Below are 15,113 nucleotides of genomic sequence, written 5' to 3' on the forward strand. Positions count from 1 at the left end.
CGGTCCCGGGGAAGCCGGGGGCGGCAGTGTCATGCAAGCCCACGAAGGGCGACCGCACAAGGCCGTCACCCCGGCTTCCGCCTAGTTCCTACCACAAGCCCCCTTGGCGGGCCTGCACGGAAGAGGGTGCACTAGTGACCGCAGGTTCCCAGCTCGACACCGCCGCGACCCCGCCACTGTCCCCCGCGCGCCGGGCGTGGACGGTCGGGCTGATGTGCTCCGCGGTGGGTCTGGTCATCGCGATGGTCACCATCGTCAACACCGCCTTGCCCGCGCTGGCCGCCGAAACGAGCGTGAGCCAGGCTCAACAGACCTGGATTGTCGACGTGTACACGCTGGTGCTCGCCGCGCTCGTGCTGCCGGCGGGCGCGCTGGGTGACCGATACGGCCGGCGCGGGGTGCTGGTGATCGGGCTGGTGGTGTTCGCGCTCAGCTGCGTCGCGCCGCTGTTCACGGCTTCGCCGGTGTGGCTGATCTCGGCCAGGGCGGTGACCGGACTGGGCTCGGCGATGATCATGCCCGCGACACTGTCGATCATCAATGCGAGCTTCCCCCCGGAACGGCGCGGCCGGGCCATCGGCATCTGGGCGGCGGTGGCCGGGCTCGGCGGGCTGGGCGGGCTCATCATCGCGGGTCTGCTGCTGCAGCATTTCTCGTGGCATTCGGTGTTCGTGGGCCCGGCGGTGCTGGCGGTGCTGATGGCGGCCGCCTGCTACACCGTGCCGACGTCGCGGGAGCGGGTCCCTCGCCGGTTCGACGTCGTGGGCGCGCTGCTGAGCGCGCTGGCGATCGGCTCGCTGGTGTTCGGGATCCTGCGCGCCGCGGACCTCGGCTGGTCGAGCGCGGTCGTGCTCGGCACGATCATCGCCGGGCTGGTGCTGGGCGCTGTCTTCGCCTGGTTCGAGTCGCGCCAGGCGGCGCCGCTGCTGGACGTCCGGCTGTTCACCAACCACGCGTTCGCCACCGGCGCTGTCTCGGTCACCGTGCAGTTCACCGCCGCGTTCGGCTCACTTTTCGCGCTGGCGCAATACCTTCAGCTCGTCCAGGGCTATCCGCCGTTGAAGTCGGGCCTGGTGCTGTGGCCGATCGCGGTGTCGCTGTTCCCGCTGTCGATGGCGTCGGCCCACCTCACACGCAGGTTCGGGCTGCGCACGGTCACCTGGACCGGGCTGCTGATCGTGATCGCCGGGGTGCTGTTGCTCGGCGCGCTCGGCGCGCACAGTCATTACCCCGAGCTCGCCATCGCGGCCTGCGTGCTGGGCGGCGGCCTCGGCCTCACCGCGCCGGCGGCCACGAGCGCAATCCTCGACAACGTGCCGCCGGACAAGTACGGCGTGGCGTCGGCTGTCAACGACGCTACGCGGGAAATCGGTGCGGCACTGGGCATCGCGCTCGCCGGCAGCGTGCTTTCAGCCACCTACACGTCCTCCATCGCGACGGCGACGGCCGCGCTTCCCCTTGCCGCCAAGGAAATCGCGGGGGGCTCACTCGCGGGCGCGCTGGCGGTGGCGCAGCAGTCCGGCCCGGCCGGCGGTCAGCTCGTGGAGGCCGCGCGGGTGGCGTTCACCGACGGCATGTGGAACGGGTTGCTGGCGCTGGCCGGGATCGTGGCGGTGGGCATCGTGGCCGTCGCCTGCATCCGCCGCCGGGCCTGAGCCGGCCGCGGCGCCGAAGGGCCGCGGCCGGGTGGCTCAGGTGTCGTGCAGGATGACGCCACGGATGTTGCGTCCGGCGTGCATGTCGGCGTAGGCCTGGTTGATCTCGTCCAGCTTGTAGGTGGTCGTGATCAGCTCGTCGAGCTTGAGCTTGCCGGCCTTGTACATCCGGGCGAGCCTGGTGATCTCGAACGAGGGCGTGCCCATGCCGAAAATGACGCCCTGGACGCGTTTCTGCATCATCGACAGCGCCCACAGGTTGGTCGGCAGGCCCTCGTCGGCCACGTTGCCGATCCCGGTCACCACGACCGTGCCGAACTTGCCGATGGCGTTGATCGCCTGCGCCACGTGGTCGCCGGTGGTGACGCCGACGGTGACGATCGCCGAGTGCGCGCCCTGGCCGTTGGTGACCGAGCGGGCGAAGTCCGCCGCCTCGTCGAGCCCGGCGAACGCATGCGTGGCACCGAGTTCCAGCGCCTTCTCACGCTTGAACGCGACCGGATCGACGGCGATGACGTACGCCGCGCCGCGCGCGTTGGCGCCCTGCACCGCGTTGATGCCCACGCCGCCGACGCCCATCACGATGACGACGTCGCCGGCCTTGACCTCCGCCGCGTACTCGGCCGAGCCCCAGCCGGTCGGGACGCCGCAGGACAGCAGCGCCGCGACGTGGAACGGGAGATCGTCATCGACCTTGGTCACCGAAAACTCGGGCACAATGGCGTGCTCGGCGAAGGTGCCGACCATCGTCATCTGCGCCACGTCCGCGCCGTCGAGGTGCGCCCGGTAGGTGCCGTCGGTCATCGACCCGGTCAGCGCGTACATGCCCAGGTCACAGAGGTTCCCGCGGCCCGAGGAGCAGGCCTCGCAGCGACCGCAGGAGGGCACGAACTGCGCCACGACGTGGTCGCCGACCGCCAGGTTCCGCACCCCGGGCCCGACCGCCTCGACGACGCCCGCGCCCTCGTGCCCGCCGATCAGCGGCAGGTGGGGGGTCGGCATGTCCCCCGTCGTCGCGTGGTCGTCGGAGTGACACAGCCCGGCCGCGTGGAACCGGACCCGCACCTCGTTCTGGCCCGGCTCGTCCAGTTCGACGTCCACGATCTGCCATTTGCCCGGTTGCTCGAGCAGCGCGGCCGCACGGGTTCGCATCGTTGCCCACCTCCATGTTCGACGTTGCTCGTCCCATCTCTAGAACAGGTTCTAGTTTCAGTCAAGCGCAGAGCGGCCGAGAAGGCAAGAGGCTCGGTGGCGCGGGTTGCTTCCCGAGTTCGTTAGTGCGGCCAATGATTATGGTATCGTTAGTCATATAAACGTTAGCTCAACGAATGAATCACTCCGGGAGTCCTGACCATGATCAAGCCGTTCCGCATCGACATCCCCCAGGCCGACCTCGACGACCTGACCGATCGGCTCGCCCGCACCCGCTGGCCCAACGAGGTCGCCGATGCCGGGTGGGACTACGGCTTCCCGCTCGCGCGACTCAAGGAGCTGGCCGAATACTGGCGCACCGGCTACGACTGGCGCAGACACGAGGCCGAGCTGAACGAACTGCCGCATTACACCACCGAGATCGACGGCCAGCACATCCACTTCGTGCACGTCCAGTCACCGAAACCCGACGCGCTCGCGCTGGTCCTGACACACGGCTGGCCCGGTTCCTTCCTGGAGTTCCTCGACGTGATCGAGCCGCTGTCGCAGGACTTCCACCTGGTCATCCCCTCCATCCCCGGGTACGGCTTCTCCGGCCCGACCCACGAGCGCGGCTGGGACATCCACCGGATCGCGCGGGCCTGGGCAGAGCTGATGCGCCGTCTCGGGTACGAGCGCTACGGCGCGCAGGGCGGCGACTTCGGCTCGGGCATCTCGACCGCGCTCGGCGCGGTGGCGCCCGAACACGTCGTCGGTGTGCACGTCAACTACCTGCCGACCCGGCCGGACCCCGCCGTCGAACTGTCCGACGCGGACGAAGCGCGGCTGGACAAAGTCCGGAAGCTCATGGCGAACCGGCCGCCGTACCAGGCTTTGCTGGCCGCCACCCCGCAGACCATCGGCTACGCGATCGTCGACTCGCCCGTCGGCCAGCTGGCCTGGATCGCCGAGCGGTTCGCCCAGTGGACGGACCCTCGCTCGCCGATCAGTGACGACCGGATGCTCACCGACATCTCGCTGTACTGGCTGACCGCCACGGCGGCTTCGTCCGGGCGACTGCACCACGACACTCCGCGGCAGAGCGAGCCGTGCCCGGTTCCCCTTGGTGTGGCGGTGTTCCCGCACGACATCACACAGTCGGTGCGCCCACTTGCCGAGCGGCTCTACGACATCCGGCACTGGTCGGAGTTCGACCGCGGCGGCCACTTCGCCGCGATGGAGGTCCCCGGCCTGCTCGCCGGGGACGTCCGGGATTTCTTCCTCAACCACATCAAGTACGCCGGGTAGGAACCCCGCTTCCCGGATGGCCGGAGGCGGCTCACGCGTCGGGTTCGTAGTCCAGGTTCGGCCGCAGCCACTTCTCCACCTCGGTCTGCGACAGGCCGCGGCGCGGGACGTAGTCCTCGATCTGGTCGCGGCCGAGCCTGCCGACGGTGAAGTACCGCGACTCCGGGTGCGCGAAGATCAGCCCGCTGACGCTCGCCGCCGGGGTCATCGCGAACGACTCCGTCAGGCCGATGCCCAGCGACTCCGAGCCGAGCAGGTCGAAAAGCTCACGCTTCTGGCTGTGGTCGGGGCTGGCCGGATAGCCCAGCGCCGGCCGGATGCCGCGGAAGCGCTCGGCGTGCAGGTCTGCCAGCAGCGGCTGCGCGTCCGGTTCGAACCACTCGCGCCGGGCCTCCAGGTGGATGTACTCGGCGAAGGCCTCCGCGAGCCGGTCGGCCAGCGCCTTGACCATGATCGCCTTGTAGTCGTCGTTCTGTTCCTCGTAGTGCCGCGCCAGCTCGTCGGCACCGTGCACGGTCACCGCGAAACCGCCGAGGTGATCGCCGGCCGGGGCGATGTAGTCGGCGAGGCAACGGTTCGCGCGTCCGTCCGGTTTGGACGTTTGCTGCCGCAGCATCGGGAACCGCACCCCGTTGCCCAGCACGATGTCGTCGCCTTCGCTGTGCGCTTCCCAGAAGCCGTAGGCGCCGCGGGCCTGCATACTGCCGTCCGCGATGATCTGGTCCAGCAACGTGTTCGCGTCGTCGAACAGTTCACGCGCGACCGGCTGGTCGAGGATCGCGGGGTACTTGCCCTTCAGTTCCCACGCCAGGAACAGGAACTGCCAGTCGATCATCTCGCGCAGCTCCGGCAGCGTGGGCTCGACCTTGCGCACTCCGGTGAACGACGGGACCGGCAGCTCGTCGAAGGACACCTGCTCCCGGTTGGCCCGCGCCTGTTCCAGGGTCAGCATCGGGCGGCGATGCTTCTTGGCGTGCTGCTCCCGCAGGCGTTCCTGCTCGGCCCGGTTCGCGTCGTCGAGCTTCGCGGCACGGTCGGGGTCGAGCAGGTCCGACACCACGCCGACGACCCGGGACGCGTCGAGCACGTGCACCGTCGTCGAGTCGTACGCCGGGGCGATGCGGACGGCGGTGTGCTGCCGGGACGTGGTGGCGCCGCCGATCAGCAGCGGCAGCTTCAGCCCGCGCCGCTGCATTTCCTTCGCGACGTTCACCATCTCGTCCAGCGACGGGGTGATCAGCCCGGAAAGCCCGATGGCATCGGCGTTTTCGGCGATTGCTGTGTCCAAAATGGACGCCGTGGGCACCATCACGCCGAGGTCGATCACCTCGTAGTTGTTGCAGCCCAGTACCACCCCGACGATGTTCTTGCCGATGTCGTGCACGTCGCCCTTCACCGTCGCGAGCACGATCTTGCCCTGGCCCCGGTCCTCCTGGACCACGCCGGAGGCCCGCAGCTGCTCCTTTTCCGCCTCCATGAACGGTTCCAGGTACGCGACCGAACGCTTCATCACCCGCGCGCTCTTCACCACCTGCGGCAGGAACATCTTGCCCGCGCCGAACAGGTCGCCGACGGTCTTCATCCCGTCCATCAGCGGGCCTTCGATCACTTCGAGCGGCCGCGCGCGAGAGACCCGGGCCTCCTCGGTGTCGTCCTCGATGTAGTCGACGATCCCGTGCACGAGCGCGTGCCGCAGCCGCTCCTCCACCGGCGCTTCCCGCCACGACAGGTCGACCGTGCGCTTGCGCCCGCTCCCGCTGACCGTGTCGGCGAACGTAACCAGCCTGTCGGTGGCGTCCTCGCGGCGGTCGAACAGCACGTCCTCGACGAGCTCCAGCAGGTCGGCCGGGATGTCCTCGTAGACGGCGAGCTGCCCGGCGTTGACGATGCCCATGTCCAGCCCCGCCCGCACCGCGTGGAGCAGGAACGCCGAATGCATCGCCTCCCGCACGACGTTGTTGCCACGGAAGGAAAACGACAGGTTCGAGATACCGCCGCTGGTGCGCGCGCCGGGACACCGCTCCTTGATCCTCGGCAGCGCCTCGATGAACGCCTTCGCGTAACCGTTGTGCTCGCTGATGCCGGTGGCGACGGCGAGCACGTTCGGGTCGAAAACGATGTCCTCGGGCGGGAAACCCACTTCCTTCGTGAGCAGGTCGTAGGCACGGCCGCAGATCGAGACCTTGCGGTCGGCGGTGTCGGCCTGCCCCTGCTCGTCGAAGGCCATCACGACGACTCCGGCGCCGTAGTCCCGGATGCGCCGCGCCTGCCGCAGGAACGGCTCCTCGCCTTCCTTGAGACTGATCGAGTTGACCACGCCCTTGCCCTGCACGCATTTGAGCCCGGCCTCCAGCACGCTCCACCGCGAGCTGTCGATCATGATCGGGATGCGGGCGACCTCGGGCTCGGTGGCGATCAGGTTCAGGAACGTCGTCATGGCCTGCTCGCTTTCCAGCAGGTCGGCGTCCATGTTCACGTCGAGCAGGTTCGCCCCGCCGCGCACCTGGTCCAGCGCGACGTCCACGGCGGCCTGGTAGTCGTCGGACTCGATGAGCCGCCGGAACTTCGCCGAGCCCGTCACGTTGGTGCGCTCACCGATCATGACGAACCCGGTGTCGGCCCCGATCTCGAAGGGCTCCAGGCCGCTGAACCGGCTGTGCGTGCGCCGCGCCGGGACTTCGCGCGGCGCTGTCCCCGACACCGCCCGCGCGATCTCGGCGATGTGCCCGGGGCCGGTGCCGCAGCAGCCGCCCACGATGTTGACCAGCCCGGTGCCGGCGAACTCGCCGAGCATTTGCGCGGTTTCCTGCGGCGTCTGGTCGTAGCCGCCGAACGCGTTGGGCAAACCCGCGTTGGGGTGGCACGCGACATACGTGCCCGCCAGCCGCGACAGCTGCTCGACATGCGGGCGCATCTCGGCCGCGCCGAGCGAGCAGTTGACCCCGACGACGAACGGGTCCGCGTGCTCGATCGCGCTCCAGAACGCCTCCACAGTCTGCCCGGACAGGGTGCGGCCGGAGAGGTCGACGATGGTCACCGAGATCCACAACGGCAGGTGCGGGGCGACTTCGCGGGCGGCGGCGATCGCGGCCTTGGCGTTGAGGGTGTCGAAGATGGTCTCGATCAGCAGCAGATCCACGCCGCCTTCGGCGAGCGCGGAGATCTGCTCGGCGTAGGCCTCGCGCACCTCGTCGAAGGTGACCGCGCGGTAGGCCGGCTCGTCGACCTTCGGCGACAGCGAGAGCGTCACGTTGAGCGGCCCGATCGAACCGGCGACGAACTTCCCGCCCGCCTCGTCCGCGGCCTGGCGCGCGAGCCGGGCGCCGCGCACGTTCATCTCCCGCACCAGGTGCTGCAGGCCGTAGTCGGCCTGACCGATGCTGGTGGCGGTGAAGGTGTTGGTGGTGGTGATGTCCGCGCCCGCGGCGAGGTACTGCCGGTGCACGTCGAGGATGACGTCGGGCCTGGTGAGGTTGAGCAGGTCGGGGTCGCCGGTGACGTCGCGCGGGTGATCGGCCACCACGTCCCCGCGGTAGTCCTCGGGGGTCAGCCCGGCGCCCTGCAGCATGGTGCCCCACGCGCCGTCGAGCACCGCTACCCGGTGCTCGAGGATCTCCCGAAGCTTCGCGATCGCGTTCACCGGCGTCCTCCCATTCGTCTTGGGAGGCGCCCTTGTTGCGGTTCGATACGGCCGAGCGTGGCGGACCCAGGTCCGTTGCAGCGCCTCTCGGCTACCTACCAAGGTATGGGATCGGGCCCGCGGGCACCAAGGCGCATTCCGGATCGTGGAACGAGTCAGCTCGACCGGCGGATGTCGACGATCTCCGCGCGCACCTCGCCACCCGGGGTCGAGTAGGTGATCGTGTCGCCCGCCTGGCGCCCGGCCAGCGCCTTGCCGAGCGGGCTGTCGGTGGTGACCGTGCCGTCTTCCTGCCCTGGCACGGTCTCTTCCGCGATGGCCACCGTGCGGACCGTCTGCTCGGTACCGTCTTCGAAGCGAAGCTTGGCGACCGTGCCGTCGCCGGCTTCGGAGCCCCCGGCCAGGAGTGTGGTGATCGCCTCGATCCGCGCGTCCACGAGGTTGAGCCCGTCGGTGGCTTCGTCGTCGAACTCCAGCGTCAGCCCGGCGTCCCCTCGGTCACCGACGTCGGGGTCCGGCACGACCCGCGCGGCCAGCTCCGCACGGCGCCGGCGCAGATCGGCGAGCTCCTCTTCCAACCGGGCACGGGATTCGGGAGACGTCACGGCCGCTCCTTCCGTCGTTGAGCGCTTACCCACGGCCCGGCAGCCGAAACGCCGGTAGCCTCCGCTGGATGGAGCTTCCCGAAATCACCACACGTCCGCAATGGGAGGTGGCGCGGCGGGAACTGCTCGCGCGGGAGCGGGAGCTGACCCGGCTGCGCGACGAGGTGAACGCGGCCAGGAGACGCCTGCCGATGGTCGAGATTTCGACGGAGTACTCCTTCGAAGGGCGTGCCGGCCGGGTAAGCCTGCTCGATCTGTTCGAGGGCCGGGGCCAGTTGTTGATCTACCACTTCATGTTCGAGCCCGACGCGGACGAAGGCTGCCCGTCGTGCTCGTTCTGGATCGACAACGTCGGCCACCTCAGCCACCTCCATGCCCGCGACACCTCGTTCGCGGTGATTTCGCGGGCGCCACTGGAGAAGCTGGAGCGCTACCGGCAGCGGACGGGCTGGACGATTCCCTGGTACTCCTCCTTTGGCAGCCAGTTCAACTACGACTTCCACGTCACCCTCGACCCGGCCGTCGCGCCCGTCGAATACAACTACAAGGATCAGGCGCGGTTGGAACGGGAGAACCCGGCCTGGGTCGGCTGGACCGGTGAGGAGATGGGCGTCAGCGCGTTCCTCCGCCAGGACGAGCGGATCTTCCATACATACTCCTGTTTCGCGCGCGGGATCGATCTGCTCAACGGCACCTACAACTGGCTCGACCTGACCGCGCGCGGCCGCCAGGAAGCGTGGGAACCCGAGCCGCGCCGCGGCGACGACGCGCCGATGGGCTGGCTCCGCCGCCACGACGAGTACTGAGCAGGCTCAGCAGCTGGGTCCGCTGCTGTACCACAACAATGACGAGCCCCAGGCCACCTGCGAGTAGCTGTCGGGCGCGCCCTGGAGGAACCACGCGTCGTACGGGTTGTGGGCGAACCGGCCGCCGGGCGTGGACAAGGACGCACCTTGGCGATAGAGGGAATCGGTCCAGGGGGTGAGGTCTTCCTCCCAGGTGTAGGTGTCGGCGGCCAGGTAGAGGTTGCGGGGGTAGACCTCGCTCCCGGCCCACCACAGGTTCCAGTGGTAGCAGCCTGCGGCCAGCGTGATGGATCTGCTGAAGGCGCTGGGATCCCCGCCGAACTGGGGATGATTGGTCAGCCACTGCACTCGTACGTGCAGCACTTCGGGATAGGACGCGTTCGCGGCCGGGGCCGTGAACGCGCTCCAGCCGAACGCGACCAAGGTCGTGACGATGGCGGTGAGAATTCTTTTCGGTTTCATGCGCTCCTCCGAGGGTCGCGTGCCCTGGAGTCTCGCCCGCGCCGGTTACCTCTCGGCTACCGCTGTTGGCCGCGCACCGCCACTACCGCGAGCGTTGTGAACGACGTCGTGAAGCCACCGCCGATCTTGTCAAGGGCCACACCTACCTCATCGAGTATCTCCGCCAGCTGATCGGGCGCGAGCCGGGTGAGTCCGCCGGTGGTGGGCAACAGGTCCAGCCACTCCTCGCGCGTGTAGCGCCTTTCCCACACGAACCGCCACTGCTCCGGCTCGCCGAACCCTTGCGCCGCACGGAATCCATCGGCAAACTTCGCGAACATAGCCTGGTGCAGATCGCTCGTGTTGCGCTCCGGCTGCGCCCCGAACGGCGAGTCTGGCACCACCCGCCGGTAGACCGCGTTGAAGGCGTCCGACACCTCGGCCGGCGGGATGAAGGCGTGCGCGAACACCGCCAGCAGCCCACCGGGCCGCAGCACCTGCGCCGCCATGGCCGCGCCCGCGACCGGATCCACCCAGTGCCACGCCTGCCCGGCGACGACGGCATCGAAGGTACGCCCGGCCGGCTCCCAGTCCTCGATCTTGGCAACCTCGACCTCGACCCCGCGGCGGCGCGCGAACTCGGCCATCCGCACGTCGGGGTCGACACCGAGCACGCGGCAGCCGGCAGCCTGGAACTGCCGCGCTTGGATCCCGGTCCCGCAGCCGATATCGAGCAGCTCGGGTCCAGGGCTGGCGGCGACGATCCGGTCCACCAGCTCCTGTGGATAGGCGGGCCGCGCCCGGTCGTAGCGCTCGGCGTCGATCCCGAACGATTCCGCCATCTGCCTGGCTTTGTGCGATTCCGGAAGCGGGCCTGACGGTAAAGTGGTCATGCGCCCACTTTAGTGGGCGTTCGCCCACTATCCAACCAGGTCGTCGTTCGCGGTGCGCGAAAAGGAGAATGGACGGTATGCCGACCGGGGTGCACCTGCGCGACGCGCGCAACCAGCTGTTCGACGCGGCCGAGCGCATCCTGCGCCGGGACGGGCCGAGCGCGCTGACCAGCCGCGCCGTCACCACCGAGGCCGACTGCGCGAAGGGCGTGCTGCACCGGCATTTCGCCGACTTCGACGCCTTCCTCGCCGAACTCGTGCAAACCCGCGTCGACCGGCTCGAGGGCCGGACGGCCGCGCTGCGCGGGGCCGCCGGGACGGGGACGGTGGACGGCAATGTCACCGACGCGTTGCTGAACCTGTTCGACCCGGTCGCCGTCGGGATCGTCGGCCTCGTCATCTTCCGCGACGACCTGCGCGCGCGGCTACGCCAGAACGGCCATGGCATCCCGATCCTGACCGAGGCGGCCGCGATGATCGCCGCATATCTCACCGATGAATGCGAACTGGGCCGTATCGCCGCCGACGCCGACACCAGCGCGCTCGCGCCCGCCCTGATCGGCGCCGGCCACCTCCTGTTCGCGGACCGGAAAACCCCGCCGCCGGATGCCAGCGCCGTCAAAACGATCGTGAACACCGTCCTCGCCGACGTCCTCCAGCGACGCCTGTTGTGAACCGTCAACGGGCTCATCGGACGAGGTCCAGAGAGACGCCCCACAGCTTCCGGGCGGCGTCGGGATCGAGCGCCCATTCCTTGACACCGTGGCTGTTCTCGAACAAATCCGCGTCGTCGCCAACGGTGTGAGCCTCGCGGCAGTCATCGAGGTAGTGGCCGCCGGTCCGGGCGAATTCGGGGGCGACCGCCGCGACGAGGGTGGTGGCGGCTCCTTGCTGAGCGGTCTTGTAGGCGAAGGCCCCGGATGCCTCGGCCGCGGCCAGGTAGTCCTTCTGCTTCTGGGTGAAATCTCTTTGCAGGCCGGTGGAAACGCCGCCGGGATTGACCGCGTTGGCGAAAATGCCGTCGGTGGCCCAGCGGCGCGTGGCTTCGACCGCGAAGAGTGAGTTGGCTGTCTTCGACTGCGAATACGCGGCCTGAGGGTCGTATTCGCGGCGCTCGAAGTGGATGTCGTCGAACACGACCGGCGACCTCATGTGTGCCGTGGAGCTGAGCGAGACGATGCGGGCCTCGCCCCGCTCACGAGCTCCTTCGGCGAGGGCCTGGCGCAGGCCGAGACTCAGCGCGAAATGGCCCAGGTGGTTTGTGGCGAACTGGAATTCCCACCCCTCCGGGGTCCGGGCCAGGTTGCTGACGACGGCACCGGCGTTGTTGATCAGGATGTGCAGCGGCCCGGCCCACCGCTCAACGAACCCGGCGATGGAGGACCTGTCGACGAGGTCCAGCGCGCGGACGTGGACCTTGCCCTTGGCCGACTCCGCGACGTCCTCGGCCGCCTTCGCGCCGGCGCCGGTGTTGCGGACGGCGAGGGTGACCTCGGCGCCGGCACGCGCGAGGGAGCGAGCCGTCTCCACGCCGAGCCCCGACGACGCGCCGGTCACGACAGCGCGGACGCCGGTGAGGTCGAGCTCCGCCACCACGTCGTCCGCGGTACTGCCCGCGCCGAACCGGGTTTCGATCAATCGCTGAGATGCAGTCACCAGACTCACTATACGGAATCAGCGTAGTTTGTCTAGTCCGCATGGTCGGTGCTATGCTGACACCGTGAGCGAGCCGGATGAGAGCAGTCGGCGAGAACATGTCCTGAAGTCCGCTCTCGAAACGTTCGCCCGCTACGGGTACAAGAAGACATCGATGGAGGATGTCGCGCGGGCCGCGGACATCTCCCGCCCCGGGCTGTACTTCTTGTTCACCTCGAAGCAGAACCTGTTCCGCGACGCCGTCACGTATGCCCTCGACGGCGACGTCGAGGCCGCCGAGCGGGCCTTGGCCGATACCGAGCGCCCGCTGCGGGATCGGCTGATCGAGGCGTTCGACCTGTGGACCGGTCGTTACGTCGGCTCGATGGCGAAGGAGGTGGCCGTCCTCATCGAGACCAACCCGGAGCTGCTGGGCCCTGTTGTCGCCGACTACCCGAAACGTTTCCTGGAGATCGTGACCGCTGCCGTCGCGGCCGAACTGCCGTCCAGGCGCGCGAGCGTGGCCGAGGACATGGCCCGGACACTACTGAGCACCGCAGGAGGCATCAAACACGAAGTGAACACCCGCATCGACTTCGTCGCGCGAATGACCGTCGGCGTGGATCTTTTCCTGCCCGCGCTCGAAAGCGCGTCCAGTTGACGAAAACCCCGCCGCCCTGACGAAAAGCTCGAGGGGCCGGTCAGAGGGTGCGGGTCAGCGCCTGCAGCCCGAGGCTGGCGGCCGCGACGGCCACCCACAGGCAGGCGCCCAGCAGCAGTGGCCGGCTACCAGCGGCGCGCATGTCTTTCAGCCGCAAGGAAAGCCCGATCCCGGCGAGTGCGGTGGTTATCAGGAATGTGCCCGCCGTGGAGAGTGACGCGTGCCATGACGCGGGGATCGCGCCGATGGTGTCCAGTGCCGCGGCGGCCAGGAAGCCGATCAGGAACAGCGGCACGATCTTGCGCCATGGCATGTGCCGCAAGCGAAACCGGCGGCCGGCGGCGGTGATGCGGGTCTCCCGGCGGGCGGACAGGAAGGCGAGCACGGTCACGATCGGGATGAGCGTCAGCGTGCGGGTCAGCTTGACCACGATCCCGTACGCGCCTGCGTCTCCCCCGTAGGCGAACGAAGCGGCCACCACCGACGACGTGTCGTTGATCGCCGTGCCCGCCCACAGCCCGAACGAGTGCGGGCTCATGCCCAGCAGGTGGCCCAGCGGCGGGAACAGCAGGACGGCGGCGATGTTGAAGGTGAAGATCGTGCCCACCGCGTAAGCGACTTCGGCCTGTTTCGGCTTGATGACCGCACTCGTCGCGGCGATCGCGGACGCGCCGCAGATCCCGGTGCCGACCCCGATCAGCGTCTGCGTGTCACCGCGGACACCAAACAGCCGGCCCAGCAGCCACGCCCCGCCGAGAGCGACAGCGAGCGTGCCCAGCATGACCGGCAAGGAGCTGCCGCCGACCTCGACGACCTGCCGCAGGGACAGGCCGGTGCCGAGGACCACGATCGACAGCTGCAGCACGTGTTTCGACGCGACCTCATACCCCGCGCTCCATCTGTCCGCGCGCAACTCCGGCACGACCGCGCCCGCGACCGCGCCGAGCACGATCCCGAACACCGGTCCCCCGACAATCGGCACGAACTTCCCGGCGACCGTGGCGACGGCGGCCACGACAACCGCGACCGCCAGACCAGGCGCGCGCCGCATGAGCGCCCCGGCCCGCACGCCCAGTGGCCGCGCGGCCGTGCTTTGGACTGTCACCACGCCACCTCCTAATGTACGGACATTTACGATAGACCCGGTGCGTACATTTGCCAAGGAGGGTGCCCTGGGTAGGGTCGGCAGCCGGAGGCGAGGCGGGTGAAGGTCGATCAGCTGGACCGCGACGGCGGAGCACCGTTGTGGCAACAGTTGCAGCGACAGTTGCTGCGCCGCATCGACGACGGCGAGTTCGCTTCGCGCTTCCCGGGTGAGCTCGCGATCGCCGAGGAGTACGGCGTGAGCCGGCAGACAGTCCGGCAGGCTCTGCGGCAACTGCGCGCCGACGGTGTTCTCGTCGCCGCTCGCGGCCGGCAGCCACGCGTCGCTCCTCCGGCCGAGATCACCCAGCCGGTCGGAGCGCTCTACAGCCTCTTCGCCGCCGTCGAGGCAGCGGGCCTGGAGCAGTACAGCGTCGTGCGCACCCTCGACCTTCGCGCCGACGCCGTGGTCGCGGAACGGCTGGAGCTGGAAGGTTCCGCCCCGCTGCTGTACCTCGAACGTCTTCGCCTCGCCGGGGACGAACCGCTGGCGCTGGACCGCGTCTGGTTACCTGCGTCGGTGGCGAAACCCTTGCTGGAGGCCGACTTCCAGCACACGGGTCTGTATCAGGAACTGCACCGGCGGACCGGGCTGCGGCTCGACCACGGTCAGGAACAGATCCGCGCCGTGATCCCGACGGTGGCCGAGCGCGTGCAGCTACGGTGCGACGAGCAGGCCGCGGCCCTGTCGATCTCGCGACTGGGCAGCGCCTCCGGCACGCCGATCGAATGGCGCCACACCCTGGTGCGCGGCGACCGGTTCGCGCTCACCGCCGAGTTCTCCGGCAAGGCCGGCTATCGGCTCGTGGGCTCGCGGCCGAAATAAGCGCTTACACGCCATAGCCGGGAGATAACCGGCCGCAAGACTGCAAACGGCCGGTCCGCACTGACGGTTGTGACTAGCAGATGCAGGTGCCTCCCGCTCCGTCGCAGGTGCACGGGCCTGTGCACCAGCCGTCGACGAAGCAGTCCCAGCAGTCCGAGTAGCCGCTGCAGGCGCAGTGCGCTCCCGAGCACACGAACTGGGTCTTCGTTTCGACCTTCCGTTGCGCCGCCACGATCCGGGGCCCCGCGGCGCCGTAGCCGTAGTGGCTTCGCGTGTAGTACGACCTCGACGCCGGGCGCAGGGAGTCCTCGGCGGTGTATTCGGGCATTCTTGCTGTGTAGGACACGGGATTCACCGTTCTCTGCTGGA

At 69.0% G+C, this 15,113-nt stretch carries 14 protein-coding genes and 1 riboswitch; of the genes, 6 read left to right on the forward strand and 8 right to left on the reverse strand.

Translation table 11 applies throughout. From position 1 onward, the window contains the following. The first annotated feature begins 134 nt into the window (after window positions 1-134). Window positions 135-1,655, forward strand: coding sequence for an MFS transporter (locus tag VHD82_RS24565; protein ID WP_325708440.1), 1,521 nt, complete (start codon window positions 135-137; stop codon window positions 1,653-1,655). 36 nt (window positions 1,656-1,691) lie between these two features. Here VHD82_RS24565 and VHD82_RS24570 read toward each other — a convergent pair whose 3' ends face one another. Further along, window positions 1,692-2,807: an NDMA-dependent alcohol dehydrogenase gene (locus VHD82_RS24570; RefSeq protein WP_325708443.1), complete on the reverse strand. Its 1,116-nt coding sequence runs from the start codon at window positions 2,805-2,807 to the stop codon at window positions 1,692-1,694. 201 nt (window positions 2,808-3,008) lie between these two features. On the opposite strand from VHD82_RS24570, the gene VHD82_RS24575 reads away from it, so the two are divergent. Continuing rightward, window positions 3,009-4,094: an epoxide hydrolase gene (locus tag VHD82_RS24575; RefSeq protein WP_325708446.1), complete on the forward strand. Its 1,086-nt coding sequence runs from the start codon at window positions 3,009-3,011 to the stop codon at window positions 4,092-4,094. Window positions 4,095-4,125: 31 nt separating this feature from the next. On the opposite strand, the gene metH is transcribed toward VHD82_RS24575, so the two are convergent. Beyond that, window positions 4,126-7,734, reverse strand: a complete 3,609-nt coding sequence (gene metH / locus VHD82_RS24580) for a methionine synthase (RefSeq protein WP_325708449.1) — start codon at window positions 7,732-7,734, stop codon at window positions 4,126-4,128. A 17-nt stretch (window positions 7,735-7,751) separates the two neighbouring features. Beyond that, window positions 7,752-7,829, reverse strand: a riboswitch (S-adenosyl-L-homocysteine riboswitch). Between the two features lie 60 nt (window positions 7,830-7,889). Then, complete coding sequence (locus VHD82_RS24585; RefSeq protein ID WP_325708452.1) at window positions 7,890-8,339, reverse strand: GreA/GreB family elongation factor; 450 nt, start codon at window positions 8,337-8,339, stop codon at window positions 7,890-7,892. Window positions 8,340-8,407: 68 nt separating this feature from the next. On the opposite strand from VHD82_RS24585, the gene VHD82_RS24590 reads away from it, so the two are divergent. After that, window positions 8,408-9,145 carry a DUF899 domain-containing protein gene (locus tag VHD82_RS24590; protein WP_325708455.1) on the forward strand — a complete coding sequence of 246 codons (738 nt, stop codon included), beginning with the start codon at window positions 8,408-8,410 and terminating at the stop codon, window positions 9,143-9,145. A 6-nt stretch (window positions 9,146-9,151) separates the two neighbouring features. Here the strand turns inward: VHD82_RS24590 and VHD82_RS24595 are convergent, their stop codons facing one another. Together VHD82_RS24595 and VHD82_RS24600 are read right to left on the reverse strand one after the other, a co-directional pair. Next, entirely contained in the window at window positions 9,152-9,607 is a 456-nt protein-coding gene (locus VHD82_RS24595; protein WP_325708458.1) for a hypothetical protein, read from the reverse strand. 56 nt (window positions 9,608-9,663) lie between these two features. Next, window positions 9,664-10,428 carry a class I SAM-dependent methyltransferase gene (locus VHD82_RS24600; protein WP_325708695.1) on the reverse strand — a complete coding sequence of 255 codons (765 nt, stop codon included), beginning with the start codon at window positions 10,426-10,428 and terminating at the stop codon, window positions 9,664-9,666. A gap of 128 nt (window positions 10,429-10,556) precedes the next feature. On the opposite strand from VHD82_RS24600, the gene VHD82_RS24605 reads away from it, so the two are divergent. Then, entirely contained in the window at window positions 10,557-11,153 is a 597-nt protein-coding gene (locus VHD82_RS24605) for a TetR/AcrR family transcriptional regulator (protein WP_325708461.1), read from the forward strand. A gap of 13 nt (window positions 11,154-11,166) precedes the next feature. Here VHD82_RS24605 and VHD82_RS24610 read toward each other — a convergent pair whose 3' ends face one another. Beyond that, window positions 11,167-12,135, reverse strand: a complete 969-nt coding sequence (locus VHD82_RS24610; protein WP_325708464.1) for an SDR family NAD(P)-dependent oxidoreductase — start codon at window positions 12,133-12,135, stop codon at window positions 11,167-11,169. A gap of 64 nt (window positions 12,136-12,199) precedes the next feature. Here VHD82_RS24610 and VHD82_RS24615 point away from each other — a divergent pair, with 64 nt between their 5' ends. Next, window positions 12,200-12,775, forward strand: a complete 576-nt coding sequence (locus VHD82_RS24615; RefSeq protein WP_325708467.1) for a TetR/AcrR family transcriptional regulator — start codon at window positions 12,200-12,202, stop codon at window positions 12,773-12,775. 40 nt (window positions 12,776-12,815) lie between these two features. On the opposite strand, the gene VHD82_RS24620 is transcribed toward VHD82_RS24615, so the two are convergent. Beyond that, on the reverse strand, window positions 12,816-13,880 hold the full coding sequence (locus VHD82_RS24620) for a YeiH family protein (protein WP_325708470.1): 1,065 nt from the start codon (window positions 13,878-13,880) through the stop codon (window positions 12,816-12,818). A gap of 99 nt (window positions 13,881-13,979) precedes the next feature. Here VHD82_RS24620 and VHD82_RS24625 point away from each other — a divergent pair, with 99 nt between their 5' ends. Beyond that, a complete protein-coding gene (locus VHD82_RS24625) occupies window positions 13,980-14,744 on the forward strand; it encodes a GntR family transcriptional regulator (protein WP_325708474.1) in 765 nt (254 codons plus the stop codon). A gap of 73 nt (window positions 14,745-14,817) precedes the next feature. Here VHD82_RS24625 and VHD82_RS24630 read toward each other — a convergent pair whose 3' ends face one another. Next, window positions 14,818-15,072 carry a hypothetical protein gene (locus VHD82_RS24630; protein WP_325708477.1) on the reverse strand — a complete coding sequence of 85 codons (255 nt, stop codon included), beginning with the start codon at window positions 15,070-15,072 and terminating at the stop codon, window positions 14,818-14,820. Window positions 15,073-15,113: the final 41 nt, after the last annotated feature.

The organism is Amycolatopsis sp., assembly GCF_035546795.1.
GTDB lineage: Bacteria > Actinomycetota > Actinomycetes > Mycobacteriales > Pseudonocardiaceae > Amycolatopsis_E.

Bases quoted from the DNA above. Each gene is read 5' to 3' on its own strand.
- VHD82_RS24630 (WP_325708477.1), bottom strand. From the start codon at position 15,072: ATGCCCGAATACACCGCCGAGGACTCCCTGCGCCCGGCGTCGAGGTCG.
- VHD82_RS24570 (WP_325708443.1), bottom strand. From the start codon at position 2,807: ATGCGAACCCGTGCGGCCGCGCTGCTCGAGCAACCGGGCAAATGGCAG.
- VHD82_RS24605 (WP_325708461.1), top strand. From the start codon at position 10,557: ATGCCGACCGGGGTGCACCTGCGCGACGCGCGCAACCAGCTGTTCGAC.
- VHD82_RS24575 (WP_325708446.1), top strand. From the start codon at position 3,009: ATGATCAAGCCGTTCCGCATCGACATCCCCCAGGCCGACCTCGACGAC.
- VHD82_RS24600 (WP_325708695.1), bottom strand. From the start codon at position 10,428: ATGGCGGAATCGTTCGGGATCGACGCCGAGCGCTACGACCGGGCGCGG.
- VHD82_RS24595 (WP_325708458.1), bottom strand. From the start codon at position 9,607: ATGAAACCGAAAAGAATTCTCACCGCCATCGTCACGACCTTGGTCGCG.
- VHD82_RS24590 (WP_325708455.1), top strand. From the start codon at position 8,408: ATGGAGCTTCCCGAAATCACCACACGTCCGCAATGGGAGGTGGCGCGG.